Origin of the sequence: Corynebacterium sp. HMSC074A09 (assembly GCF_001811545.1) — a bacterium.
GTDB classification, from domain to species: Bacteria; Actinomycetota; Actinomycetes; order Mycobacteriales; family Mycobacteriaceae; genus Corynebacterium; species Corynebacterium hiratae.
Window position 1 is genome coordinate 55,766 of record NZ_KV805147.1, and the last position, 24,224, is coordinate 79,989.

Below are 24,224 nucleotides of genomic sequence, written 5' to 3' on the forward strand. Positions count from 1 at the left end.
TTAATGTGCGGCGCTTAACGCCGACACATTAAAAGTCCTGCGGGCGCGGAATATTGCGCAGGTTGGACTTCGCCATGGAGAGCATCTGGCCCACGCCACCACCGAAGACGGTGCGGGTTGCCGCCTTGGAGAATCCGAGCAGCTGCTCAAAGGTCAGTGTGGGCGGCAGGGAGAGGGCGTTGGGGTCGGTGACGACGTCGATAAGCGCAGGCCCATCGTAGGCCAAGGCCTCCTTGATGAGGCGCGGCGCATCCTTCGGATCCTCGATGCGGAAGTGCTTGATGCCCGCACCCTCCGCAATCTTGGCGTAGTTGACGTGCTCGTGGTCGGTCTCATGCTCCGGCAGGCCCTGGACCAGCATCTCCAACTTGACCATGCCGAGGGAAGAGTTGTTGAACACGAACATCTTCACCGGCAGGTTGTGCAGCTTCACCGTGAGCAGCTCGCCCATGAGCATGGACAGCCCACCGTCGCCGGAGAAGGTGATGACCTGGCGGTCCGGGTGCGCTGCCTGCGCACCGATGGCCATCGGCAGGGCGTTGGCCATGGTGCCGTGGCGGAAGGAACCGATCTGCTCGCGCTTGCCGTTCGCAGTAATGTAGCGCGCGCCCCAGACATTGCACATGCCGGTATCGACGGTGAAGATGGCGTCTTCATCGGCCTGCTGGTCAATGAGGTCGGCGATGTACTCCGGATGGATCGGCGTGTGCTTCTCGACGCCGGAGGTGTAGGCCTCAACGACGTGATGCAGCTTGTCGTAGTGCTTTTTCAGCATCTTGTCGAGGAAGGAGCGGTCCTTCTTTTCATCGACGTGCGGCAGGATGTTCTCGATGGTGGCGGCGACATCGCCCGTCACCGGGTACTTGATGCGGGTGCGGCGGCCAATGTGGGAGCCATCGATGTCGACCTGGGCCACGTTGGCATCCGGCAGGAAGTCGTTATAGGGGAAGTCCGTGCCCAGCAGGATGAGCAGGTCTGCCTCGTGGGTGGCCTCGTGCGCCGCGCCGTAGCCGAGCAGGCCGGACATGCCGACGTCGAAGGGGTTGTCGTACTGGATGTACATCTTGCCGCCCAGGGCGTGGCCGATGGGAGCCTTGATCTTCTCGGCCAGCGCAAGGACCTGCTCGCGCGCACCCTTGACACCAGCACCGACGAAGAGGGCGACGGTCTTGGCCTCGTTGATGGCCTGGGTCAGCGCGGCGGCCTCTGCCGGGTCCGGGTAGACAACCGGACGGCCGGAGGAAATCACGGAGGAGGTGAAGGTGTCCTCTTCCGCCTCTTGAGTGGAGACATCACCCGGGATAACGAGGACGGACACGCCCTTGCCGGCCATGGTGCTCTGAATGGCATGGTGCAAGACCACGCCTCCCTGCTCAGCGGAGTTGACCATCTCGCAGTAGCCGGAGCACTCCTGAAAGATGGCCTCAGGGTGGGTTTCCTGGAAGAACTTCGAGCCGATCTGGCGGGAAGGAATGTGGCTGGCTAGGGCAAGGACCTTGGCGCCGTTGCGGTGGGCGTCGTAAAGCCCCTGAATAAGGTGCGTATTTCCCGGGCCGCAGGAGGCGGCGCACACGGCGAGGTTGCCGGTGGTGAGGGAATCCGCCTCAGCGGCGAATGCCGCGGCCTCTTCGTTGCGGACGTGGACCCACTCGATGGAGGACTGCCGCACCGCGTCCACGATGGGGTTGAGGGAATCACCGACAAGCCCATAGATGCGCTTAACTCCCTGGGCTTCCAAGGTTTCTACGAGTTGCGTGGCGTAATTGCGTGCCATGTTGTACCTCTCTAACTTTTATCGCTAACGGACCCCAGTGTTCTCCCTCCCGGTGGTGTTTCGCCACCATAAAGCTGCCTTCTCACGTCACGCGCACTTTGTGACTTTAACAACAAGTCAACATTCAAGACTTTGAAACTGTAACGACCGTTCGCTATAGTTTCGCAGCATGACAGACGTTCACACGAAAGCCTCCGCAGAGGCCTTAAGCACCTCAGCGACCCGACGGTGGATCTTTTTTAGTGTCATCTCCTTGGGTCTGCTCATGATCGGCTTGGACAACTCGATCCTTTACACTGCCCTGCCGGAGCTCTCCGAGCAGCTGCACGCCACCTCGCTGCAGCAGCTGTGGATCATCAACGCCTACGCGCTCATGCTCGCCGGCCTCCTCCTAGGCACCGGCACGTTAGGTGACAAGATCGGTCACCGCCGCATGTTCGTCATCGGCCTGTGGGTCTTCGGCATCGCTTCGCTGGCCGCCGCACTCGCCCCCGGCGCGTGGGAGCTCGTCGCCGCTCGCGCCTTCCTAGGTCTCGGTGCGTCCATCATGATGCCCGCTACCCTGGCGCTGATTCGCCTGACCTTTGAGGATGAGATTGAGCGCAACACCGCCATCGGCATTTGGGGCTCCATCGCCGTCGTCGGCGCGGCGGCGGGCCCCACGGTAGGCGGCTTCTTGCTCGAGCATTTCTGGTGGGGATCGGTCTTTTTGGTCAACGTGCCCATCGTCATCATCGCGCTCATCCTCACCGCCTTCCTCGCCCCGCCTAATGTGGCGAACCCGGCGAAGCAGTGGGATTTCTTGTCTTCCCTTTACGCGCTGATCACGCTGGCTTCGCTGGTGCTCGTCATCAAGTCTGTCGCCAGCTCCCATCTCAACGCCATGCTTATTGGCGGCGCGCTGGCTGCCTGTCTCATCGGTGCCATCCTCTTCACTCGCCGCCAGCACAAACTGAAGGAGCCGCTTCTCACCTTCGATATCTTCCGCTCGCCCATCTTCAGCGGCGGCGTGTTGGCCGCAGCCGGCGCCATGTTTGGCATGGCAGGGCTGGAAATGACCACCACGCAGAAGCTGCAGTTGGTGGACCTCTACTCCCCGCTGCACGCTGGGCTCATCATTTCCCTCATCGCGATTGCGGCGCTGCCGATGTCCGCGCTGGGCGGGGCTAACCTGCACCGCTGGGGTTTCTTGCCCATCATCGCTGGCGGCTTCCTCGCCATGGCAGCGGGCATTGGCGGCGTGGTGTGGGGCGGCACGCACGAGGTCTTCCCCGCATACCTGGCTGGTCTGTTCATCACTGGCCTCGGCGCGGGGTTCGTGATGTCGGTGTCCTCCACTGCCATCATCGGTGCCGCTCCTGCGTCACGCTCCGGCATGGCCGCGGGTGTGGAGGAAGTGTCCTATGAGTTTGGCACACTGCTGTCGATTGCGGTCACTGGATCAGTGCTGCCAATGCTCTACAAGAGCGGACTGCCCGAGGACATCCAGGACTTAGGCATGGAAGCACTCCACAACCCCGCACTCGCGGAGGCCGCCGGCGCCGCGTATAACGACGCCTACCTAGCCACCGCCGCTGGGCTCGGCGTAGTCATGCTCATTTTTGCCGCGGTCACCGGCTGGTGCTTCCGCAGCAATCCAACCTCAGGAGGTGCCGATGCCCCGCGTTAGTAAAAAGGTCGAGGCGCTCGAAAAAGCGCTCGCCATCATCGAAGAGGATGGCGTTCACGCGCTGACCTACGATTCCCTGGCCACCGCCACAGGCATGAGTAAGTCTGGGCTCATCTACCACTTCCCCACCCGCCACGAGCTGCTCATTGACTGCCACAAGCTCTGCGCGGAGCGCTGGGAGGAAGAGCTCGTCGGTCTCTCCGACGGCAAGACGGCAGACCAGCTGAGCCCGCGCCAGCGCTACCGTGCCGCGCTGGAGTCCATGGGAAAGAATGACCCGCTCATTGAATTGCTCATGTCCATCCACTCACAGTCCCATCCGGACTTCCAGAAGGTGTGGAGGGACGTCGACAGGCGCTGGCTCCCCGATCCTGCCTCGGAGGATGAATCCGTCGTGCTGGCTTCAATCATCGCCGACGGCCTGTGGGTCCACGATCACCTCACCGACCGCCCCCTACCGCCGCAAAGGCGCCGCGCGCTTATCGACGTCGCCTTGGGCCACCTCGCCGAATAGGCCCGAAAAGAGAGAAAGGGCCTTGAAAAAGGCCCTTTTGAGCTGGAGACGAGACTTGAACTCGCAACCTACGCATTACAAGTGCGTTGCGCTACCAATTGCGCCACTCCAGCACCGCGGCTCATCCGCTATGGGGAATCGTACCTGAGCCCACCCCATGGACGGAAAGCCAGGGTGGTTGCACTGCGAAAAAGCGGCCGTCAGGGGCCCGAAAAGCACTGGCAGGTGCATAAATCCGCGGCAGTTACTAAAGTGCTGACTTACCGAACCCAGAAGTGTTGTTGAGGTCTTTCTTTTCCGTGTCTGTTCTTTCTTCCTTGCGCCAGCGCCTGCTATACCGGTCGGCTCCGGTCGCCACCATCGACGCCGCTAAGGCCGCACCGCCGCCCTCCCCGCTCGCCCCTGTTGATCTCACCGATCCGGCCCAGGTCACCGGCGTCATGGAGATCGCCGCGCGCGTCGGCGAAATCCTGATTGCAGCGGGCTCAGCCAATACCGACGTGCAGGCACAGATTCACCTCGTCGCATCCTCCTATGGCCTGCACTACTGCCACGTGTCGATCCTGATGAACACCATCACTATCCACACCGCCATCGGCACAGGGCCGGATCGGCACAACCTCCACGTCTTCCGCGTGGCGCCGAGCATCGCCGTGGATTTCACCAAACTATCCGCCGTTGACAGGCTCATCCGCTCCATCCATTCCGGTGCTACGCCACCGGCAATGGCGGAGAAGATCTTGGATGACATCGATGCGATGAAGAACCCCTATTCCAAGACCACCATCGTCAGCGCGTGGGGTGCCATGGGTGGATTCATCGCCGTGATGCTGGGCGGTGACCTTCTCGTCGGTGTTGTCACCTTCCTCATTTCGGCACTCATCATGGGCACGAATATGTTCCTCGCCGGCTACCGGCTGCCGCCGTTCTATCAGAACCTTGTCGGCGGCCTGCTTGCCGTCATTCCCGCGGCCATCCTCTACAACGTTTTCGCGCGATTTGGCATCCAGATGCTGCCCTCCCAAATCATCGGTTCCGGCATCGTCGTGCTGGTGGCGGGACTAACGCTCGTACAGTGCCTCGTGGACGGCATCACCCGCGCACCCGTGACCTCGTCCGCGAAGTTCTTTGAGGCTCTCATGTCCACCGGCGCCATCATCGCCGGCGTGGGCCTGGGTATCCAGGTGGCGTCGTGGTTGGGCTTTAGCCTTCCCCCACTAGCCACGCTCGCCCCGCCCGTCTATCACCAAATCCCACTGCTCGTACTGTGCGGCGGCATCGGCTCCGCCGCCTTCGCACTGGCGCTGGGAGCCTCCTGGTCCGAGGTCACCATCTCCGGTCTCACGGCCGCCGCCGGTATGGTGTTCTACTACTTCCTCGTCGTCTTCTTGGGCGTCGGGGCCGTCATTGCCTCGGGCATTTCTGCCGCAGCGGTGGGCTTGGCCGGCGGCCTGCTCTCCCGTCGCTACATGATGCCGCCACTCATCACCATGATCGTGGGCTATACGCCCATGCTTCCAGGCCTGACGTTGTACCGCGGCATGTACGCCATGCTCAACGAGCAGCTCATCACCGGCCTGACCAACCTGGCCAGCGCCCTCGCCATCGCCGGTGCACTTGCCGCCGGCGTGGTCTTCGGCGAGCGAGTCGCCCGCCGCCTGCGCCGCCCGCAGTACTTCCGCCCCTACACCGCCTTCAAGCGCCTGGGCACGTTCTCCTTCGCGCGCGCCACCCGCCTGGCGCAGCGCGCCCGTATCCCGCGCGTGCCCCTGTCTCCCTTCGCCCCGCGCCACAATCTGCCGGCCCCGCCGCCGCAATATGGGCCCAAACCACCGACACCCGCACAGCAGGCGCGCTTCCAGCAGGGCGATGCCATCACGGACATGTGGCCCGTTACCACGCAATTTCCGGCGCAGCGCCCCACCTACACGGTGCCCGGCAAAGATGACCCGAGCGCCCCAACGAAGTCGCAATAGCGTAGAATAGCCGGTCTGAAAGCTTTCATACTTCATCCCAGGAGGACTCCGTGCCACCAAAGGTCACAGATACCCAGCCCGCGGCTGACCAGACTCACGCAGTAGAGGAGGAGACCGCCCGCTCCGCGCGCCGCGTTGTCGCCACCTATGCGGAGGATTTCCTCGACGGCGTGACCCTCATGTCGATGCTGGGCGTCGAGCCAGAAGGCTTGGTCCACCGCAAGGTGCTGGCCGAGCAAGCCGATGCTGCCCCCAAGAAGAGCAGCAAGAAGGCCACGAAGAAGGCTTCTAAGAAATCCACGAAGAAGACGACTAAGAAGGCCACCAAGAAGACAACTAAGAAGGCCACGAAGAAGGCAACTAAAAAGGCCGCAAAGAAGGCCTAGCTATGTCCGGGCGCACCAATAGCTTCGTCGTCGTAGCCAATCGCCTGCCAGTGGACCTCGAGACCGCCGCCGATGGCACCCGCGAGTGGAAGGCCTCCCCCGGCGGCCTCGTCACCGCGCTCTCCCCGGTCTTGGAAGAACACCAGGGCTGCTGGGTGGGGTGGCCGGGCGTAGCCGACGAAGCTCCCGAGCCCTTCACCACGGATAACGGTGTCCTCCTTCACCCGGTGCGCCTGACACAGGAGGATTTTGAGGCCTTCTATGAGGGCTTTTCCAACGCCACCCTGTGGCCGCTCTACCACGACCTCATCGTCACCCCCGTCTACAACCGCGACTGGTGGGATGCCTACCGCGAGGTCAACCTGCGTTTTGCCAACGAGGTAGCAACCGTCGCCGCAGAGAATGCCACGGTGTGGGTGCAGGACTATCAGCTCCAGCTCGTCCCCGGCATCCTGCGCCAGCTACGCCCCGACCTCACCATTGGATTCTTCCTGCACATTCCCTTCCCGTCCCCGGATCTCTTCCGCCAGTTGCCGTGGCGTGAGGAGTTGGTGCAGGGGCTTCTCGACGCCAACCTGATCGGCTTCCACCTCGAATCCAACGCCCGCAATTTCTTGGAGCTGGCCCGCACCCAAGGGCTGGACGTAGAAGGGGAGGTCAGCACCCGCGCGGTCACCGCTCGCATCGTGACCGGTAGCGGGCATTCTGTCGGGGTAGGCGCTTTCCCCATTTCCATTGCGGCGGGTGAATTCGCTGACGGAGGCGATGCGGGGGACGTCGCCCAGCTGCGTGCTGAGTTGGGTAACCCCAAGCACGTCATTTTGGGTGTGGACCGTCTGGATTACACAAAGGGGATCCTGCAGCGCCTCACCGCCTTCGAGGAGCTCCTCGAGACCGGTGCGCTGGACCCACACGAGGTAACCTTCGTCCAGCTGGCTACTCCTTCGCGCGAACGCATCGACCATTACCGCGCCACGCGTTCAAAGGTGGAGGAGGCCGTGGGCCGCATCAATGGCCGCTTTGGGCGCCTCGGCGCGCCGGTGGTGCATTACCAGCACAGTTCCGTACCGAAGGACGTCCTGCGGCGTTATTACCGGCTCGCGGACATCATGCTGGTCACGCCGTTTAAGGACGGTATGAACCTAGTGGCCAAGGAATACGTGGCCTCCCACGGCGATGGGACAGGAGCGCTCGTGCTCTCCGAGTTTGCGGGCGCGGCAGCAGAGCTTACCCAAGCCAACCTGTGCAATCCCTTCGACATCGAATCCATCAAACGTGCGCTGCTCTCCGCGGTCAAGGCACTGGAGGAATCCCCCGAGACCATGCGCGAGCGCATGATTGCTATGAACGAGCAGGTGCGCCGGCACGATATCGCGCTGTGGTCGCAGTCCTTCCTCGGCGCACTGAACCAGGAGGAAGCATGATGCGGCGCCGGCTCACCGCTGTGCTCAGTACTGTGCTGCTTGCGCTTGGCCTAGCTGGATGCAGCTCCGCTGAGGAGGAACCTGCCCCGCGCGGCGATGACCGCATCGTGGGCAAGGATTGGCAGGTCATCAACCTCTACACCTCACCGGACGCTCCTTCCTCCCTCCCTGCCGATACCGCGCAGGTGCCGCACATGAGTTTCGGTGAGCACACTGCGGTGGGCTCAACTGGCTGCGTACCGTTTACCGCTGAGGTGTCCTTCCACAAGGATGACAAAACCTCCACGATCTGGGAGGGCGACGTCATGCGGGTGGAGAAAGCCACCTATGAAAGCCCACCGCGAAGCGGCGACTGCGAGGGCTCGATGCAATGGGCTGATTCGCTGATGCGCAACCTCATCGCCGAAGGCCATGAGTTCGACTTCGCGCTCAACCCCAACAACCAACTCGTGTTGACGCTGCGCACCGACAAGGTGGATTCACCGATTATCCGCATGGCCGCGCTATAGCTCCGAAGTTTCAGCGCTAGGGTGGGGAGCATGATTGATGCTCTCGCCGCCGCCGAACATTTAGCGGTTGTTTCCGACTTCGATGGCACCTTGGCCGGCTTCGCGCGCAACGCCTACGCAGTGCGCCCCGAGCAGCGCTCGCTGGATGCTCTCGCTGCCTTGGCGCAACTACCTAACACCACCGCGGCAGTGCTCTCTGGGCGCCACCTCGATGGCCTGATGCGAGTATGCCCGCTGCGCGAGCCGGTGCTTTTTGGTGGCTCGCATGGGGCCGAATCCTCGTGGGAAGAATCCGCGCTCACCCCGGAGATGGAAGCCTACTTGGCCAAGAAGGAAGCGGAAATCAAGGAGATTATCGCCCGCCACCCCGGCGCGGAGCTGGAGATCAAACCTTTCCAGCGGGTGCTGCACCTGCGGGCGCTGGAGTTGCAAGACCCGGACGCCGCCGCTGCTGCTTATGCGGAAGGCGAGGCCTTAAGCGCCGATGGTTTCCCCAAGACTGCGGGCAAGTGCGTCGTCGAGTTCTCCGCAACGCAGGCCACGAAGGGCACGTGGATTGACAAGCTTCGTCACCGCGTCGGGGCCACAGCGGTGGTCTTTTTAGGGGATGACACCACCGACGAAGACGGCTTCGCCGCGCTCAATCAGCCGCCGGACCTCGGTGTCAAGGTTGGTGAGGGCGCAACGCAGGCGGCGCTGCGCGTGCCCGATATCGCGGCGGTGACAGAGTTCCTCGAAGAACTCGCCGCCGCTCGCGCGCAGCACAGCTCTTAAGCCCCGACCGGCGCCACGGTGCGCCCCGGGCGGAAGGTGGTCTCCAACAACACGCGCGGCACCTCGCCGCGCCCCTCGATGAGGCTGGCCAGCATGCGCCCCGCCGCCGCCCCCTTTTCCTTGTTCGGCTGCACGACGGTGCTCAGGCCCAGCGCCAGGGCCGGCGCGATGCCATCGAAGCCGGTGACGGAGAGCTGCTCGGGAACCGCGATTCCATGATCGCGCGCATAAGCCATAACCCCGAGCGCCATCGAATCCGTCGTGCACAACACCGCGGTGAGATCCGGGTACTTAGTCAGCAGCTCCTCCGCGGCCGCGTAAGCCGTACGCGAATCGTTGATGTGTCGCGTCACCACGGGGATGTCTGCAGGATCGAGTCCCGCGTCTGCAAAAACATCGAGCGCACCCAATACACGTGAGCGCTGCACGTGCATGTCCGCCGCGGCCAGTTGTGCAGCCGTCACTTCGCCGTCGAGGCGCTCGCGGTGTAGGCGGATGGCAAGGATACCGATGCGGGTATGGGAGGCGTCGACAAGCGCCTGCGCCGCCGGGGCAATCGCGGCGCGGTCATCGATGCCCACGAAGGGCAAGCCCGAATCCGTGGGCTGGTCACACACCACCACCGGCAGGCCACGGCGCTGCACGGCGTCGAGGTAAGCATCTCCCGCCGCCACGGAATAGACCACGAAACCGTCGACGGCAGCCGAACCTACGAGCTGCGCTGCCTGGGCGTCGTTGGGCGCGCCGGCGGTATCCGGCCCGGCAGGGATGAGAGTCAACGTCGTGCTCGCCCCCGCCGAGGCCTCCGCCATGCCGGCGAGGAAATCCACCGAGGCCATGTCCTCGAAGGCATAGGAAAGGTGCTCGGTGAGCAGAACACCCAGTGAACCTTGGCGGCGCGTGCGCAAGCTGCGTGCGGTGGGATCCGGGCCTGTGTATCCACGCTCAGCCGCGGCGGCGAGGATGCGCTCGCGGGTGGCAGGCGCCAGCTGGTCCGGCCGGTTGTACGCGTTGGACACCGTGGTGGGCGAAACCCCAAGTTCGGCCGCTAGGGAGGCCAGCGTCGTGCTGCGTTTGGACATGACGGCAACATTACCCGTTTTCAACTCATTATCATTTGACAACAATTTTCACTAAACGTAGAAATAGGGACATGACCACTTCCCTCTCACGCCGTGCTTTCCGACGTCCCACCGCTCTCCTCTTCGCAGCCACCCTGGGCGCCGCCTCGCTGACCGCCTGTTCCTCCAGCGGCGATAACGCCGATAGCGGCTCGGATGCCGGTTCCGACAAGGAGGCCATTCAGGTCGTCGCCTCGACCTCCATCTGGGCTGATGTGGCCCAGGCGGTCGTCAACACCGCGCAGACCGACGTCAACATCGACGTCCACCCCATCGTGAGCGGTAACAGCGTGGACCCACACCACTTCGAGCCCACCGCCGCGGACATCGCCCGCGCTAACGAGGCCGACGTCATCATCGCCGGTGGCGGCGGCTACGACGCCTGGCTCTACCAGGCCGTCAAGAACCAGGACCAGATCATTCACGCGCTCCCGCTGACCGCGCATGACCATGGCGACCATGCGCATGATGAGCATGATCATGGCGAGGAACACGAGCATGATCATGAAGAAGGGCACGACCATGCGCACGACCATGACGAGCGTGCGCATGACCATGCGCACGAACACGGGCATGACCATGACCACGCTCACGAAGGCGACACCGTGACCATGGACGAGGCCAAGAAGATCGCCGCCGAGCACCCCGAGCAGGTCACCAACATCGATGGCAACGAGCACGTGTGGTACGACGCCGCAGCCATCGAGAAGGTGGCGACCGAAGTGGCCGAGCTCGTTAACGAGACCAACCCAGAGGCTAAGGCCACCGCCGATCCGCTAGTCGAGCGCGTGGAGGGCCTGAAGGCACGCATCGAGAAGCTCCCGCAGCGCAACTACGCGCAGACCGAGCCCATCGCGGACTACATCTTCAAGTACACCGACAGCACCGACGCCACCCCGGAAGGCTACCGCAAGGCCACCGTCGCTGAGGGCGAGCCCACCGCCGCCGATTTGGCCCGCTTCCTTGAGGACATCAAGCAGGACAAGATCGACCTGCTCATCTTTAACCCACAGACCGAAACCGACATGACCAAGCGCATCCGCGCCGCCGCCGAGGATAAGAACATCCCGGTGGTAGAGATTGGTGAAACCCCGCCGGAGGGGACCAACTTCCTCGACTACTACGAGGAAGTCGTCAACGCACTCGAGGCTGTGTAAGTGCTCATCTCTTTTAAGAACGCCGCAGTAGAACCGCTGTGGTCGGACATGAACCTCGCCGTAGACCGCGGCGAGTTCATCGCCGTTTTAGGCCCCAACGGCGTGGGCAAATCCACGCTCCTCGGCACTATCTTGGGTACCCGCCAGCTCACCGCGGGCAGCGTGAACGTCAACTGCCGCGTGGGTTTTATCCCACAGCAAAGAATGTTTCCCCAAGACCTGCCCCTACGCGCCCGGGACCTCGTATCGCTCTCCCTGGCACACGGCACCCTGCGCAATCGACGCCCTGCTCGGGGCCGCGTCGACGAACTCCTCGCCGAAGTTGGCGCCACCGGCATTGCTGACCGCCGCGTGGGCCAGCTATCCGGCGGGCAGCAACAGCTCATCCGCCAGGCCCAGGCCCTGGCTAATAACCCAGAGCTCATCCTCGCGGACGAGCCGCTATTGTCCTTGGACCCGGCACGGCAACAGGCAACCGTCGCCAAGCTCGACGCCTGGCGCCACGAGCGCGGCACCTCCGTGCTTTTTGTTACCCACGGCATCAACCCGGTGCTGGGCGTGGTGGATAAGGTGCTCTACCTCGCGCCCAATGGTCACATGTTCGGCACGGTCGATGAGGTCATGCGCTCCGAAGTGCTCTCGGAACTCTATGGCTCCTCCGTGACAGTCCTCAACGTCGATGGGAGGCTCATCGTTGTCTAAATTCATCGAAGATACCCAGTACCTGCTGGGCGTTGATTTTGTGCAATCCTCGCTCATCGCCTGCGCGCTGCTCGGAATCCTTTCCGGAGTGATGACCTCACTCATCGTCCTGCGCCACATGTCCTTCTCTGTGCACGCCACCTCAGAGCTCGCGCTCATGGGCGCGGCCGCAGCGTTGCTGTTCGGTCTCAACATCGGCTTCGGTGTGATTGCCGGCGCCATCGTCGCGGCCATCATCCTGGCGGTGCTGGGGCTCAAGGGCCAACAAGACAGCGCTATCGGCGTGGTCATGAGTTTCGGCCTGGGTCTCTCGGTTTTGTTCCTGCACCTCTACCCCGGCAACGCCAAGACCGCGATGACGCTGCTGACAGGACAGATCGTCGGTGTTTCCTCCGCCTCGGTGTGGCTGCTCGCCGCCACGACCGCCATCATCGTTGCCGTGGTGGCGCTGTTCTGGCGCCCGTTGCTCTTCGCTTCCGCGGATCCCGTCATGGCTCAAGCCGCCGGCGTGCCAGTGAAGTCCCTAGCGGTGTGTTTCGCCATCCTCGTGGGCCTGACGGCCGCACAGTCCGTACAGATCGTCGGTTCCCTGCTCGTCATGGCGCTGCTCATCACGCCGGGCGCAGCGGCGGTACAGATTACCTCCTCCCCGCTGCGCGCGGTGGTGTGGTCCACCATCTTCGCGGAGGTCTCCGCCGTGGGCGGTCTGGTCCTCTCCCTGGCGCCGGGCCTGCCCGTCTCGGTCTTCGTCACGAGCATCTCTTTTGTTATTTACCTGGTCTGCCGCGGCATCGGCTGGGCTCGCAGCCGCAAGGCCGTCCGCGACGACGTCGCCGCCCGCCGCGCCTCCCAGGAACACTTCCGCGCCGCCACCGATCGCGCCGACGCCGAGACACACCACACCTCGACGCACGATGAGCACTGCGCGCATCAGGATTAGGCTAGATGCGTGACTTTGGAACGCCGTAGCCTCGAATTACAAGACCGCACCCGCACGTACCTCGTGTACCGCCCGAATGATGACGTCGAGCGCCAGAGAGACCTCCTCCTGTTCTTCCACGGCTCCCTGCAATCCGCGAACGTCATCCGCCGCTTCACTAACGGCACGTTCGATGACCTCGCCACCCGCCACGGCATGCTTGCGGTCTACCCCACCGGCGTGGAACAGCACTTTAACGATGCCCGCGCCACCCTGCCCGTCGCCGCGCGCGAGCTGGGCATCGATGACGTCGCCTTCACGCGCACCATCCTCGACGAGCTGCGCGCGGAGCAGGAGATTGGCCGCGTGTTCCTCTGCGGCTTCTCCAACGGCGGGCAGATGGTTATCCGCTTGCTCTTCGACGCCCCCGGGCTTGCCGATGCCGCCTGCGTCTTCGCCTCCACTCTCGGCGCCGGCGCCAACCATGCGCCCACCAATCCGGACTCGGCGTACCAACCCACCCCGGTCATGTTCGTCCACGGCACGGGCGACCGGCTCGCGCCCTATACGGGCGGAACGGCGGGCATTGACCCGAAGCGCACCCGCGGTGCCGTCACCGGCGCGCAGGAGAACGCCGCACGCTTCGCGGAGCTCAACCATGCCGCCGGCCCAGAGCGCACCCACCTTTTCCCCGACACCGTTGTCGACCGCTGGGAGCCGGCAGACGCCACCGGCGCGCCGGTCGAGCTCGTGAGCGTCGAGGGCATGGGCCACGTCATCCCGTCGGGCAACGAGCTGGACCCACGCCTGGGTAAAAACACGGATTCCTTCATCGCTGCCGAGCTCGTGGAGGAATTCTTCGGGCTCTAGACTGCACGTGCGCCCCATCGTGTCTCACTCCACTCAGCCCCAACCTCGGGTCGAGGCCGTTCGTAGGTGAGCGTCGAGAAGCAATAATTGTGGATTACCGACCAGTGCTTTGGCGATTCCTAGACGCTGTTTCATACCGAGCGAAGCATGCTCGCAGGAAACACTGTGGTGCAATGAAAGGCCTACAAGGGATAAAAGATCCTTCAGTTCATCATTCAGTGAACCTTGTTGTAGTGGTCGGCAATGTCGTTGACGATCGCGTAGAGGTCGCGTTCCATCGCGTAGGTTTTCTTTTCTCGCGTACTGACTAATCACACTTGCGACCCGTTGTTATCTAGAGAATTATTACGTCCCAGCGTGATGTTGCACACGTCTGTGCATGTATGTACTCTCGATGTCACGGTTTGCTGGCGAAGATTCTTCAAGTTACCCGCAGCTGAATCTGTACAAGGTGAAAACGGCAGGCAAAGGACCGAGTCGTCCTCGTCTCTAAGCCGTGGAACCCCAATCCTCCAGAACCTTGTATTCGGCACACGCACGCAATCTGAATGTTCAAGATGTGAAGTACTGGCCAGCAACCAAGAAGTAAAGATCGCCATCCAGCTTTCTCGGCCCTGAATCTAGCATCCGGAGGCGTAGAGAAACTCACGCAACGACTGAAACGCCAGCGTCTGTGTCACGTCGCGCAGCTCAAGGAAGAACCCATCTTCTGTAATTTCAACAATCCGCGCACCGGGGATGGCTGCCACAATCGGCGAGTGCGTCACCACGATGAACTGCGCACCCGCCTCCGCGGCGCGATGGATTTCCGCCATGAGCGTCATCTGCCGCACGAGCGAAAGCCCAGATTCCGGCTCGTCGAGGATGTAGAGCCCGCGCCCGTCAAAGGAACGCTGCACGACGTCCATGACGGACTCGCCATGCGACATCGCGGTCGAACCAACGTTGTAGTGCGCCTCCGCTCGCAGGAAGTAGCCGTCCTTGGGCGCGGTACCTAGCCGCAGGCTCGCCCACCTCCGGAGGGGATTGATGGGACCGGCGGAGCGCTGCACACCCCATATCCCACCGCGCTCAGGAAAGCCGTACTCGAAGGCAATGCCCTCGGCGAGCGTCGACTTTCCTACTCCGTTGTCCCCGGTCAGCACGGTCACCGGCGCACGCAGGTCCAGTCCTTGGCGTCGCAGCGCCACGAAACCAGGAACGGAGGACACCCACTCAGGTCCGTGGCCGCCGTCCAGCGCGGCATAGGCGTCGACATAGAAGTCTCTCATTCGCCCTCCCCAATAAGAAACGCGGCGGTCCCCAATGGATCGGCAAGGAACTCGCGCGCGGCGTGGACAGCTTCCGTCGCTTCGGGAGCGACGGGCGCAATCCCCTTGTCGCCGAACGCGTAGACGGTCGCGCCTTGCATGCTGAGGAAGACTGGCGAGTGCGTCGCGAGGATGACCTGCGCGCCCTGGGCGGCGAGGCGCTCGAGCTGCGTGACAACCTCGACCTGCCGGGGATAGGACAAGCCGTCTTCCGGCTCGTCGAGAATGATCATTCCGTCAGAATGGAAGCGTCTCTCGACGAGGGCGAGCAGACCCTGGCCGTGGCTGAGAAACGGCAGGTCACTGAGCGGATCGGGATTCTCCGGGCTGTGGATCTGGTGGTGATACTCGCTCAAGTTGAGGAAGGTCTCGCCGCGCAAGAAGTACACGTCGCGCGGGTTGTGCGCCCGCGAGCAGATGAGCCACTCGGGATAGTCCTCGTCGCCGGTGGCAAACCGGGCGTGGCGCGAGCCGCCCTCGGGATTGACGCCAAGCCCCACGGCGATGGCCTCGAGCAGCGTGGATTTTCCGGCGCCGTTATCCCCCACGACGACGGTCACGGGCGTAGGCAAACGCAAGGCGCCGCCGGGCAGCGCTGCGATGAGCACGCCCAGGCGGCGCATGTGTTCCGGCACGCCGGGCAGTCCCTCCCCAATAAGCTCCGGGGCGGGACGCACACTCGTGAGGAACATGGCGACGAAAGCGTGAGCCTACTTCTGGGCCGCGCGACGCTGGCGGGCGAACTCGGAAAGCACCGCACCTGCCGCCACGGAGGCGTTGAGGGATTCAACCCAGTCGGTCATGGGGATGGACATGATAGCATCGCAGTTCTCGCGGACGAGGCGCGAAATGCCTTTGCCCTCAGAGCCGATGACGATGACAACGGGGTCGGTGCCACCGTTGTAAGTATCGAGGGTGTGCTCGCCTCCCGCATCCAGGCCAACAACCTGGTAGCCGGCCTTCTGGAACTCCTGAACCGTGCGGGTCACGTTGGTCACGCGAGCCACCGGCAAGCGCGCGGCGGTGCCGGCGGAGGTACGCCAGGCCACCGCGGTGACGGAGGCGGAGCGACGCTCTGGGATGATGACACCATGGCCGCCGAAGGCCGCGACGGAGCGGATGACTGCGCCGAGATTGCGCGGGTCGGTGATGTTATCGAGGATGACGAACATACCCGGTTCCTGAGCATCGCGGGCCCGATCCATCAGGTCATGAACGTCGGCATACTTGTACGGCGGGATCTGCAGGCCAATGCCCTGGTGCATGCCGTTGCCGGTCATGCGATCCATCTCGTGACGCTGGACCTCAAGAATCGGGATGTTGCGGGTATTGCACATGGCCACTGCCTCCGACAGGCGGGCATCATTACGCGTGCCCTGCACGATGTAGAGGGAGGTAGCAGGCACCTTGGCGTGCAGGCACTCGATGACCGGGTTGCGGCCAACGACCATCTCCGCGGTCTCCTTCTGGTGGCGGCCCGAATTGCGGCGCTCGCGTTCCAGCTTCGCCTTGTGCTTGGCGTGGTAGACGCGGTCCTCCGCCTTGGGCGTAGGGCCCTTGCCGGCCAGGCCCTTGCGACGCTGACCACCAGAGCCCTTCGTAGCCCCCTTCTTATTGGACTTGCGGGCGCCCGCGCCGCCGCGGCCATGGGTACGTGCCATAATTCTTCTCCTTTGTTGTCCTCGACTTCTGTGCTGTCCTTGGCCTTTGCCAAGGACGGTTAATCCGCCAAGGACCAGGTGGGGCCGTCGGCGGTGTCGGTGATGGTAATACCCGCGGCTGCAAGGCGGTCGCGCACGGCGTCCGCAGTAGCCCAGTCCTTTTCTGCGCGGGCGGTGGTGCGACGCTCCAATTCGGCCCGAACGAGAACGTCCAGGGCCGCTTCAGCGCCGCTTTCTTCGCCACTATCTTTCCACTGTTCATCCAGTGGATCAAAGCCAAGAACCGCGGCCATAGCGCGCACGGCTCCGGCGAGGTGCTCAGCCTCTTCACGGTTGCCGTCGCTCAGCGCCTTATTGCCCGCGCGCACGGTGGTGTGGATTTCCGCCAGTGCCTTCGGCACAGCGATGTCATCATTCATCGCTTCTTCGAAGGCCGGGGTCCACTCGCCCTTCTCGACGCCCTCGAACTTGCCTACGAAATCCTCGATGCGGCGATAGCCGGCTGCGGCCTCGGTCAGCGCCGCCTCGGAATATTCGAGCACCGAGCGGTAATGCGCGGAGCCCAGGTAGTAGCGCAGCTCCACCGGGCGGACGATCTCCAGCATGTTGGCAATGGAGAGGACGTTGCCCAAGGACTTCGACATCTTCTCACCGGCCATGGTGACCCAGTGGTTATGCATCCAGTAGTTGGCGAACTTGTCCCCCGCCGCATGGGACTGCGCGATCTCATTTTCGTGGTGCGGGAACTGCAAGTCCAAGCCACCGCAGTGAATATCGAACTCGCTGCCTAGGTAGTACGTGGACATGGCCGAGCACTCCAAGTGCCAGCCCGGTCGGCCACGACCCCACGGGGTGGGCCAGGATGGCTCGCCCGGCTTAGCCGCCTTCCACAGAGCGAAGTCCTGGGGGCTGCGCTTGCCCGCGTTGTCTGTTTCGCCCTGTTCCATTTCCTCGACGCGGTTGCCGGACAGCGAACCGTAGTCCGAGCCTTCCGTGGCATTCCACGCCGCGACGTCGAAGTAGACGGAGCCAACACCGTCTTCGCCAGGCACGGCATAAGCAAAGCCGGCGTCGATAAGCCGCTGCATGTACTCCACCATCTGGGTGACAAAGCCCGTCGCGCGCGGCTCCACCGAAGGGGGCAGAACTCCCAGGGTGTTGTAGGCCTTGGTGAACTCGCGCTCATAGGTGGATACCCACTCCCACCAGGGGCGGTTATTCTCAGCGGCCTTGGTGAGGATCTTGTCATCGATATCGGTGACGTTGCGCACGAGTGCCACGTCATAGCCTTGCGCGCTAAGCCAGCGGCGCAGGATGTCGAAGGCAACGCCGGAGCGCAGGTGCCCAATGTGCGGCTGCGACTGCGGGGTAGCACCACACAGGTAGATCGACGCGTGGCCGGGACGAACCGGCTCGAACTCACGTTGGCTGCGGGTGGCGGTATCAAAAATGCGCAAAGTACTCACCCGCCCTAGTCTAATTGACCCGCAGGTAGGAATTCACCACGGCCGATGGTCACACGGAGCAGGACTGGGCGCAGTGCCTGTCCATTCAACCCGATTTAGGTCGTGGATGGATGAGCAACGTCGCTTTTAACACTGATACTGGCGGCTTACAGTAGCGTGGTGGGATTGTTCCGCACCCAATTGACCTAAGACAGGAAGGCGTCCCGTAAAAGGCATCTGTCACAAGGCATCTTTGGGTCTAAAAACGCCATCTGCAACGTCTAAATGGCGTTTTCAGCCGTGAAAACGCCATTTGACTGATGCCTTTTGTCAGACGCCCTTTGTCAGATGCCTCAAGCATGTCCATGGAGGCGTGCAGGAGTTCGTCGTGCCGAGCACGAAGTGCCTCGGTATTGGTAATTCGCATTGTCAAAGCCACAGCGCCCCCTTTCTCCTGACACCAGGTTAGGACTCGGTGGCGCGCCAGACCACGGCGGTGGCCACGGCAGCGCGGCCCTCCTTGCGGCCGGTGAAGCCAAGGTGATCCGTCGTCGTCGCAGAGACGGACACTGGGGCGCCGAGGATGTCGCTCAGAACGGCCTCGGCTTCCTTCCGCCGCGGGCCCATCTTGGGGCTCTGGCCAACCAGTTGCGCAGCGGCGTTGCCGATGATGAAGCCTTCCTTTTTCAGCAGCTCGCGGCACTCGCGCAACAACTGTGCTCCGGAGACTCCGTCGTACTCTGGCCGGCCCACGCCAACGAAGGAGCCGAGGTCGCCGAGGTTGGAGGCGGAAAGCAGAGCGTCGACAAGCGCGTGGCTCACCACGTCCCCATCGGAGTGGCCCTCGCAGCCATCCACGTCCTCAAAGAGAAGGCCTGCAATCCAGCAGGGTTTTCCGGGCTCGATCTGATGGGCATCGGTGGCGATTCCCACGCGCGGGATGATGGGGTTAGTCACTAGGCACCTCGAAGATGGTCGGTTCGGCCTCATCCGTCACGGCCTTCGCCAGGACGAGGTCAATGGGGGTGGTGATTTTAAACGCGAAAGTATCTCCCTGCACAGTCTCCACGCGCTCACCGTGCCATTCCATCAGGCTGGCGTCGTCCGTGGCGACAAAGGCAGGGTCCTGCGCCCAATAGTCTAGGTTGGCGCGGCGCAGCGCGGCCAGGCTAAAACCCTGCGGGGTCTGCACGGCGCGCAGGCGGGAGCGATCCGGAGTAGACAGCACCGTGGTCCCCTCGACTTCTTTGATGGTATCCGCCACGGGAAGGACCGGGATAACTGCGGTGGCCCCGTCGAGCACGCGCTTGGCGACGCGCGCGATCATCCCCGGCGGCGTCAACGCCCGGGCGGCGTCGTGGACCAGCACCACGGCATCCTCTTCTGGGATGGCTTGCAGGCCCGCCCAGACGGAATCGGCGCGCTCACCCCCGCCGTGGACGATGCGTACGGGCACATCAGAATCGATGCGGTCGAGGATGCTGGTGGCATAATCCTCCATGGCGGGGCTGACGAGAACGATGACTTCATCGACAAATTCCGAGGTAATCATGGCCTTCACGGAGCGTTCAAGCAGGGTACTTCCGCGCAGCTCCACGTAGGCCTTAGGAATGTCAGCGCCGAGGCGCGTTCCCTGGCCGGCCGCCGCGACGAGGGCGATCACGCGGCGGGTATTAGTCTTCGTCGTCGAAGGAGAGGTCATCGAGATCGACGTCATTGTCAATGTCGGTGGTGATGGACTTGTCCTCGACCAAGCCGGCGGCGCGGTGGCGCTCGATGGTGGCGTTGATTTCCTCCATCATGGTGTCCGCCTTCTTGTCATCGACCGGCTTAGCCAGGGAAAGCTCACCGACCAGAATCTGGCGGGCCTTGGCAAGCATGCGCTTCTCACCGGCGGACAGGCCGCGGTCCTGATCGCGGCGCCACAAGTCACGCACGACTTCTGCCACCTTGTTGATATCGCCGGATGCAAGGCGCTCCTGGTTGGCCTTATAGCGGCGGGACCAGTTGCCGGCCTCCTCCACGTCTTCTTCGCGCAAAACGGAGAAGACCTTCTCGAGGCCTTCCTTGCCCACAACATCACGCACGCCCACCATCTCAACGTTCTTGGAGGGCACACGAACCACGAGGTCGGACTGGTTGATCTGGAGGACGAGATACTCGAGCTCCTCGCCGCCCATCTCGCGCTTTTCAATCGCCGTAATCTTGGCGGCGCCGTGGTGGGGGTAGACGACGACCTCTCCGACCTTAAATTCCATTGCCACTCCTTATGAAGCCTTTGAGACGGTGCCCATCGTGCGCTCTCGGCGTACTCTCAGTGGGCCGCATATACAGGGTATCTACTCTAGCACGCAGTTTTCCGGCACTGCTCCCCCACCCAAGCCCGTAGAGCAGCTCGCTTTACACCACGATGACGGCCAACATAAAGCGCGGCTACCCCCGGTTTACCCAAGAGGTTTGTCGGAAACTGTGTGCTTTTACTGCGGAGGTACTAGGCTAAAGCGTTGATAAGCTTTGTGATCGCAATTCAATGGAGGACACTCACAGTGCAGTCCCTGAAGTCCGCCGCTCGCTGCGGTGCCATCATGTCAGTTACCGCCCTCTCCGCGCTGGCCTTGGCGTCCTGCTCGGCCGGTCATGTTGCACAGACCGCGGAAAAGGTCATTGCTGTCGACGGCGCATCCGCAAGCACCGAAGATGGCAAGGTGGCCGTGCGTGACGTCACCATTCAGGTTGAGCCGGACACCGGTGAGACCTCCCTGAAGTTCGTGGCCGTCAACCAGGGCTACAAGGTCGACGACGTCGTCCTCGAGTCCGTGAGCGTCGACGGCCAGGACGTACCACTGGAAGGCGCAGAGCCGCTTCCTCGCGATCACGCCCTCTACGCTGATTCCCAGACGAACCTGGACCGTCTCCCGAAGGACGGCAAGGACAAGAACATCACCTACGTGGCCACCACCCTAGAGAACGACGGCTTCGCCTTCGGCGGCGCCCGCCCGGTGACCTTCACTTTTAACACCGGCACCATCGAGGTTGACGCCACCGTGTCCGCCTCCCCGCTGCAGTCCGGTGACTTTGACCGCGACCCGCAGTCCACCGAGGGCTACGCCGAGAACAAGTAAGCCTTTTCTTCATAGAAAACCGCCCCAGCCGCCAAAGTTTTCCCGCCCGAATCACGGGCTTCAACTTTGGCAGTTGGGGCGGTCTGCGTTTAACGCTCCTTAGCGAACGCAGGAAACTCTTAAGCTCGCGAGGATGCCGTAGTCATCACAAGCAGAGAGTTAAGAATGCCCAGAGAGGACAGGGCAGCCGGGATGAGAAGCAGGTTCGGCGCCTGCGGGCCGCCGTACTTCACCATCTCATCCATAACCTGGTTGAGCGGTTCCGGGTAGGTAGCGGCGGAAGCGGCCGGGGCGCCAGCTACAGCCAGGGAGGTAGCAGCGGTCAGAGCAACGAGGGTACGACGAATCTTCATGGGGTCTCCTTGAATAGTGAGGTGTGGGGGTAAGTGAACTGGACTAGGACAGCAGGTTCGACAGGAAGCCCAAGGAGGACAGCGCCGCCGGTACGAGGATGAGGTTCTGAGCCTCATAGCCAGCGACGTTGGTGATCTCGGTCAGAACAGTGGCCAGCGGCTCGGGAGCTTGTGCGGCAGAAGCAGCCGGGGTGCCAGCGAGGGCGACGGCGGCAGCAGCGCCAGCGGCGACGAGGGTACGACGAATCTTCATGGAAATACCTTCTTGTTGTGAGAAATCGGACGGGGATAAAGAGGGGGCAGGCACACACAAGATGTAACCTGGCTAACACTGTAGCGCCTCTGTGCATATCGCGCGCGATGAAAAGGGTGCGATCCTGCCCGCGACGTGAATGTCCACACCACTTACTAGAGTGATGGGCATGGCAAAAAAGGTTCGTCCCGTCCACACGTGCTCTGAATGCGGCTTCGTCTCCCCCAAGTGGCTTGGCCGCTGCCCCGAGTGCGGTTCATGGGGAACGTTGCAGGAAACCGCGGCGTCAGAAAGCAGCACCGCGGCCCAGGCCGCTGTGTCTGGACGCCGACCAACCGGCCTGACACCGACGAGCCCAGCGGTTCCGATTACGAAGGTGGGCGCTGCCGCCACGAAGGCCCTCAACACTGGCATCGGGGAGCTCGATCGCGTTCTTGGCCGCGGCATCGTTCCCGGTTCGGTGGTGCTCATGGCGGGTGAGCCGGGAGTCGGAAAATCCACTTTGTTATTGGAGGTCGCCTCCCGCTGGGCGCAACTGGGCCGCACCGCCCTCTATGCCACGGCCGAGGAATCCGCCGGGCAGGTCCGCGCCCGAGCCGAGCGGACCGGGGCCTTGCACGAGACGCTCTACCTCGCGGCCGAATCGAATTTGGATGTCGTCTTTGGTCACGTCGAACAGCTCAAGCCCAGCCTCCTCATCGTGGACTCCGTCCAAACCATGCACGCGGCCGGGGTGGAGGGCGTAGCCGGTGGCGTGGCACAGTCGCGTGCGGTGACCGCAGCCCTGACCACGCTGGCCAAAACCACCGGCATCCCCATCCTCCTCGTCGGACACGTGACCAAGGACGGCAACGTCGCTGGCCCGCGCGTGCTCGAGCACCTCGTGGACGTCGTGTTGAACTTTGAAGGTGACCGTCAATCCTCCCTGCGCCTGCTCCGGGGACTCAAGAACCGCTTCGGCGCCACCGATGAGATGGGCTGCTTTGAGCAAACCGCCGGCGGCATCCGGGAGGTGGCGGACCCTTCCGGCCTCTTCCTCTCCCACCGCGGCAGCACCCCAGACGGTTCAGCGGTGACCGTCGCCATGGATGGCGTGCGCCCCATCCTGGCGGAGGTGCAGGCGCTGACCGTCGACCCCGTGGCGAAGAACCCGCGGCGCGTGGTCACGGGGCTCGATGCCAACCGTGTCCCGATGGTGCTCGCCGTACTGCAGGCCCGCGCCGGTGAACGCACCAACGATAAGGACGCTTACGTGGCCACGGTGGGCGGCATGAAGATTCAAGAGCCGGCGACGGATCTTGCCGTAGCGCTCGCCACGTGGTCTTCCTTGCACGAGCAGCCGCTACCACCGAAGACGGTGGTCATCGGCGAGGTGGGCTTGGCCGGCGAAGTTCGCCGCGTACCGAACCTAGACCGCCGCTTGGCAGAAGCGTCCCGCTTGGGTTACCGCTACGCCATCGTCCCGCCCGGAAAGGTAGATGTCGGCGGCGGCATACAGGTGCGCCAAGCCGCAACCCTGAGCGAGGCGATTGCAGCGCTTAAAGCAAGTTGAACGGCAACGCTGGGGAGTAGTTTTCCCCGATGACAGTATGCAGGAAGTAAGCGCCCGGCTCGGCTTCCTCGCGCTCGGTGCACTGGCCCGGCTCGGAGCGCTTGCGGGACCAATCCGCCTGGAAGTAGCGCGTCTCACCGGACTTGAAAGTCTGCTTGCCGGTTTCTACCGAGGCATAGCAATCGGTATCGGACCACACGCGTTCGTTCGAGCCCATCTTGTAGACCTCGAAACGCAGCTGCTCTTCATCGAGATCGATGGAGCAGTCCTCCGTCGTCGGGTTAAATACCTCCAAGTAGAAGGTGGGCATCTTGCCAGCGGGGACGCTGTCCTCGTTGGTCTTGGCCATCACTTTAAGGTCTTGGAGGGAACACGTTGTCTTGGATGGATCAACGGTGAGCTCAGCTGGCTTTGCCTCGGAGGTCGGTTCTTCTTTGTCCGCCTCCCCCGCCTCGGGCTCGGTGGATTCCTCAGACGCAGTGGATTCCGTCGTCTCCACCGCCGAGGTTGCATCCTCCGACGGAGTCAGAGTTCCCGACGCCGCCGCCTGCTGCGACTCGGCTCCCGGGTCCTCCTTCGAACCGCTAAAGAGCGCGGTAGCAGCCCAAATAAGGATGACCACGAGTACCAGAATCGCCACGAGCGCGGCGATGCGGCGACGCAGGTAAATCTCTCGCGGCAGCTGCTTCGGGGTACGGGATGGCTCAGTCACAGCTCTTAGTTTAAGGGGACT

26 protein-coding genes and 1 tRNA gene are annotated in these 24,224 nt (G+C 63.0%); 13 read left to right on the forward strand and 14 right to left on the reverse strand.

The window, feature by feature from the left end; translation table 11 throughout:
• Positions 1–28: 28 nt before the first annotated feature.
• Positions 29–1,774, reverse strand: coding sequence for a pyruvate dehydrogenase (locus HMPREF2807_RS05635; protein ID WP_046649281.1), 1,746 nt, complete (start codon positions 1,772–1,774; stop codon positions 29–31).
• A gap of 169 nt (positions 1,775–1,943) precedes the next feature.
• Between HMPREF2807_RS05635 and HMPREF2807_RS05640 the strand changes: the two genes are divergently transcribed.
• Together HMPREF2807_RS05640 and HMPREF2807_RS05645 are read left to right on the forward strand one after the other, a co-directional pair.
• Positions 1,944–3,443, forward strand: coding sequence for an MFS transporter (locus tag HMPREF2807_RS05640; RefSeq protein ID WP_049154745.1), 1,500 nt, complete (start codon positions 1,944–1,946; stop codon positions 3,441–3,443).
• Entirely contained in the window at positions 3,430–3,957 is a 528-nt protein-coding gene (locus tag HMPREF2807_RS05645) for a TetR/AcrR family transcriptional regulator (RefSeq protein ID WP_070511059.1), read from the forward strand. The genes HMPREF2807_RS05640 and HMPREF2807_RS05645 overlap by 14 nt, the downstream gene beginning before the upstream one ends.
• Before the next feature lie 40 nt (positions 3,958–3,997).
• Here HMPREF2807_RS05645 and HMPREF2807_RS05650 read toward each other — a convergent pair.
• Positions 3,998–4,070, reverse strand: a tRNA-Thr gene (locus tag HMPREF2807_RS05650).
• A 186-nt stretch (positions 4,071–4,256) separates the two neighbouring features.
• Here HMPREF2807_RS05650 and HMPREF2807_RS05655 point away from each other — a divergent pair.
• Genes HMPREF2807_RS05655 through otsB form a run of 5 tightly spaced genes read left to right on the forward strand, consistent with a single transcriptional unit; the run spans position 4,257 to position 9,026 of the window.
• On the forward strand, positions 4,257–5,933 hold the full coding sequence (locus tag HMPREF2807_RS05655) for a threonine/serine exporter ThrE (RefSeq protein ID WP_046649278.1): 1,677 nt from the start codon (positions 4,257–4,259) through the stop codon (positions 5,931–5,933).
• Positions 5,934–5,983: 50 nt separating this feature from the next.
• The gene (locus HMPREF2807_RS05660) at positions 5,984–6,319 is read left to right on the forward strand and encodes a hypothetical protein (RefSeq protein WP_070511061.1); all 336 of its coding nucleotides are present in this window, start codon (positions 5,984–5,986) and stop codon (positions 6,317–6,319) included.
• Positions 6,320–6,321: 2 nt separating this feature from the next.
• Positions 6,322–7,743: an alpha,alpha-trehalose-phosphate synthase (UDP-forming) gene (locus tag HMPREF2807_RS05665; protein ID WP_070511063.1), complete on the forward strand. Its 1,422-nt coding sequence runs from the start codon at positions 6,322–6,324 to the stop codon at positions 7,741–7,743.
• The gene (locus HMPREF2807_RS05670; RefSeq protein WP_070511065.1) at positions 7,740–8,252 is read left to right on the forward strand and encodes a hypothetical protein; all 513 of its coding nucleotides are present in this window, start codon (positions 7,740–7,742) and stop codon (positions 8,250–8,252) included. Before HMPREF2807_RS05665 ends, HMPREF2807_RS05670 begins: the two co-directional genes overlap by 4 nt.
• A gap of 30 nt (positions 8,253–8,282) precedes the next feature.
• Positions 8,283–9,026, forward strand: coding sequence for a trehalose-phosphatase (gene otsB, locus HMPREF2807_RS05675; RefSeq protein WP_070511068.1), 744 nt, complete (start codon positions 8,283–8,285; stop codon positions 9,024–9,026).
• Here otsB and HMPREF2807_RS05680 read toward each other — a convergent pair.
• Positions 9,023–10,108, reverse strand: a complete 1,086-nt coding sequence (locus HMPREF2807_RS05680) for a LacI family DNA-binding transcriptional regulator (protein WP_070511070.1) — start codon at positions 10,106–10,108, stop codon at positions 9,023–9,025. The two genes, otsB and HMPREF2807_RS05680, sit on opposite strands and share 4 nt — an antisense overlap.
• A 71-nt stretch (positions 10,109–10,179) precedes the next feature.
• Here HMPREF2807_RS05680 and HMPREF2807_RS05685 point away from each other — a divergent pair, with 71 nt between their 5' ends.
• The 4 genes from HMPREF2807_RS05685 to HMPREF2807_RS05700 are packed head-to-tail and all read left to right on the forward strand — an operon-like array spanning position 10,180 to position 13,795.
• On the forward strand, positions 10,180–11,304 hold the full coding sequence (locus HMPREF2807_RS05685; protein WP_070511072.1) for a metal ABC transporter solute-binding protein, Zn/Mn family: 1,125 nt from the start codon (positions 10,180–10,182) through the stop codon (positions 11,302–11,304).
• A complete protein-coding gene (locus HMPREF2807_RS05690; RefSeq protein ID WP_070511074.1) occupies positions 11,305–12,006 on the forward strand; it encodes a metal ABC transporter ATP-binding protein in 702 nt (233 codons plus the stop codon).
• Positions 11,984–12,946, forward strand: coding sequence for a metal ABC transporter permease (locus HMPREF2807_RS05695; protein WP_198531380.1), 963 nt, complete (start codon positions 11,984–11,986; stop codon positions 12,944–12,946). Before HMPREF2807_RS05690 ends, HMPREF2807_RS05695 begins: the two co-directional genes overlap by 23 nt.
• A gap of 9 nt (positions 12,947–12,955) precedes the next feature.
• The gene (locus HMPREF2807_RS05700; RefSeq protein ID WP_070511078.1) at positions 12,956–13,795 is read left to right on the forward strand and encodes a CE1 family esterase; all 840 of its coding nucleotides are present in this window, start codon (positions 12,956–12,958) and stop codon (positions 13,793–13,795) included.
• Between the two features lie 33 nt (positions 13,796–13,828).
• Here HMPREF2807_RS05700 and HMPREF2807_RS13490 read toward each other — a convergent pair whose 3' ends face one another.
• From HMPREF2807_RS13490 to HMPREF2807_RS05735, 8 genes are all read right to left on the reverse strand, one after another.
• Complete coding sequence (locus tag HMPREF2807_RS13490; protein WP_080550367.1) at positions 13,829–14,110, reverse strand: ATP-binding cassette domain-containing protein; 282 nt, start codon at positions 14,108–14,110, stop codon at positions 13,829–13,831.
• A gap of 305 nt (positions 14,111–14,415) precedes the next feature.
• The gene (locus HMPREF2807_RS05705; protein WP_010188886.1) at positions 14,416–15,066 is read right to left on the reverse strand and encodes an AAA family ATPase; all 651 of its coding nucleotides are present in this window, start codon (positions 15,064–15,066) and stop codon (positions 14,416–14,418) included.
• Positions 15,063–15,797 carry an AAA family ATPase gene (locus HMPREF2807_RS05710; RefSeq protein ID WP_010188884.1) on the reverse strand — a complete coding sequence of 245 codons (735 nt, stop codon included), beginning with the start codon at positions 15,795–15,797 and terminating at the stop codon, positions 15,063–15,065. The genes HMPREF2807_RS05705 and HMPREF2807_RS05710 overlap by 4 nt, the downstream gene beginning before the upstream one ends.
• 18 nt (positions 15,798–15,815) lie before the next feature.
• On the reverse strand, positions 15,816–16,766 hold the full coding sequence (rlmB, locus tag HMPREF2807_RS05715) for a 23S rRNA (guanosine(2251)-2'-O)-methyltransferase RlmB (protein WP_070511080.1): 951 nt from the start codon (positions 16,764–16,766) through the stop codon (positions 15,816–15,818).
• Between the two features lie 59 nt (positions 16,767–16,825).
• Entirely contained in the window at positions 16,826–18,232 is a 1,407-nt protein-coding gene (gene cysS, locus HMPREF2807_RS05720) for a cysteine--tRNA ligase (protein ID WP_070511082.1), read from the reverse strand.
• A gap of 444 nt (positions 18,233–18,676) precedes the next feature.
• Positions 18,677–19,168, reverse strand: coding sequence for a 2-C-methyl-D-erythritol 2,4-cyclodiphosphate synthase (ispF, locus tag HMPREF2807_RS05725; protein WP_070511084.1), 492 nt, complete (start codon positions 19,166–19,168; stop codon positions 18,677–18,679).
• Positions 19,161–19,913, reverse strand: coding sequence for a 2-C-methyl-D-erythritol 4-phosphate cytidylyltransferase (gene ispD, locus HMPREF2807_RS05730; RefSeq protein WP_070511086.1), 753 nt, complete (start codon positions 19,911–19,913; stop codon positions 19,161–19,163). The genes ispF and ispD overlap by 8 nt, the downstream gene beginning before the upstream one ends.
• Complete coding sequence (locus HMPREF2807_RS05735) at positions 19,885–20,469, reverse strand: CarD family transcriptional regulator (RefSeq protein ID WP_070511088.1); 585 nt, start codon at positions 20,467–20,469, stop codon at positions 19,885–19,887. The genes ispD and HMPREF2807_RS05735 overlap by 29 nt, the downstream gene beginning before the upstream one ends.
• Positions 20,470–20,757: 288 nt before the next feature.
• On the opposite strand from HMPREF2807_RS05735, the gene HMPREF2807_RS05740 reads away from it, so the two are divergent.
• On the forward strand, positions 20,758–21,333 hold the full coding sequence (locus HMPREF2807_RS05740; protein WP_070511090.1) for a hypothetical protein: 576 nt from the start codon (positions 20,758–20,760) through the stop codon (positions 21,331–21,333).
• Positions 21,334–21,452: 119 nt separating this feature from the next.
• Here HMPREF2807_RS05740 and HMPREF2807_RS05745 read toward each other — a convergent pair whose 3' ends face one another.
• Positions 21,453–21,686 carry a hypothetical protein gene (locus HMPREF2807_RS05745; RefSeq protein WP_046647225.1) on the reverse strand — a complete coding sequence of 78 codons (234 nt, stop codon included), beginning with the start codon at positions 21,684–21,686 and terminating at the stop codon, positions 21,453–21,455.
• A gap of 43 nt (positions 21,687–21,729) precedes the next feature.
• Positions 21,730–21,939 carry a hypothetical protein gene (locus HMPREF2807_RS05750; protein ID WP_049154730.1) on the reverse strand — a complete coding sequence of 70 codons (210 nt, stop codon included), beginning with the start codon at positions 21,937–21,939 and terminating at the stop codon, positions 21,730–21,732.
• Between the two features lie 169 nt (positions 21,940–22,108).
• Between HMPREF2807_RS05750 and radA the strand changes: the two genes are divergently transcribed.
• A complete protein-coding gene (gene radA / locus HMPREF2807_RS05755; RefSeq protein ID WP_070511201.1) occupies positions 22,109–23,491 on the forward strand; it encodes a DNA repair protein RadA in 1,383 nt (460 codons plus the stop codon).
• Here radA and HMPREF2807_RS05760 read toward each other — a convergent pair.
• A complete protein-coding gene (locus tag HMPREF2807_RS05760) occupies positions 23,478–24,203 on the reverse strand; it encodes a hypothetical protein (protein ID WP_049154729.1) in 726 nt (241 codons plus the stop codon). The two genes, radA and HMPREF2807_RS05760, sit on opposite strands and share 14 nt — an antisense overlap.
• Positions 24,204–24,224 lie beyond the last annotated feature (21 nt).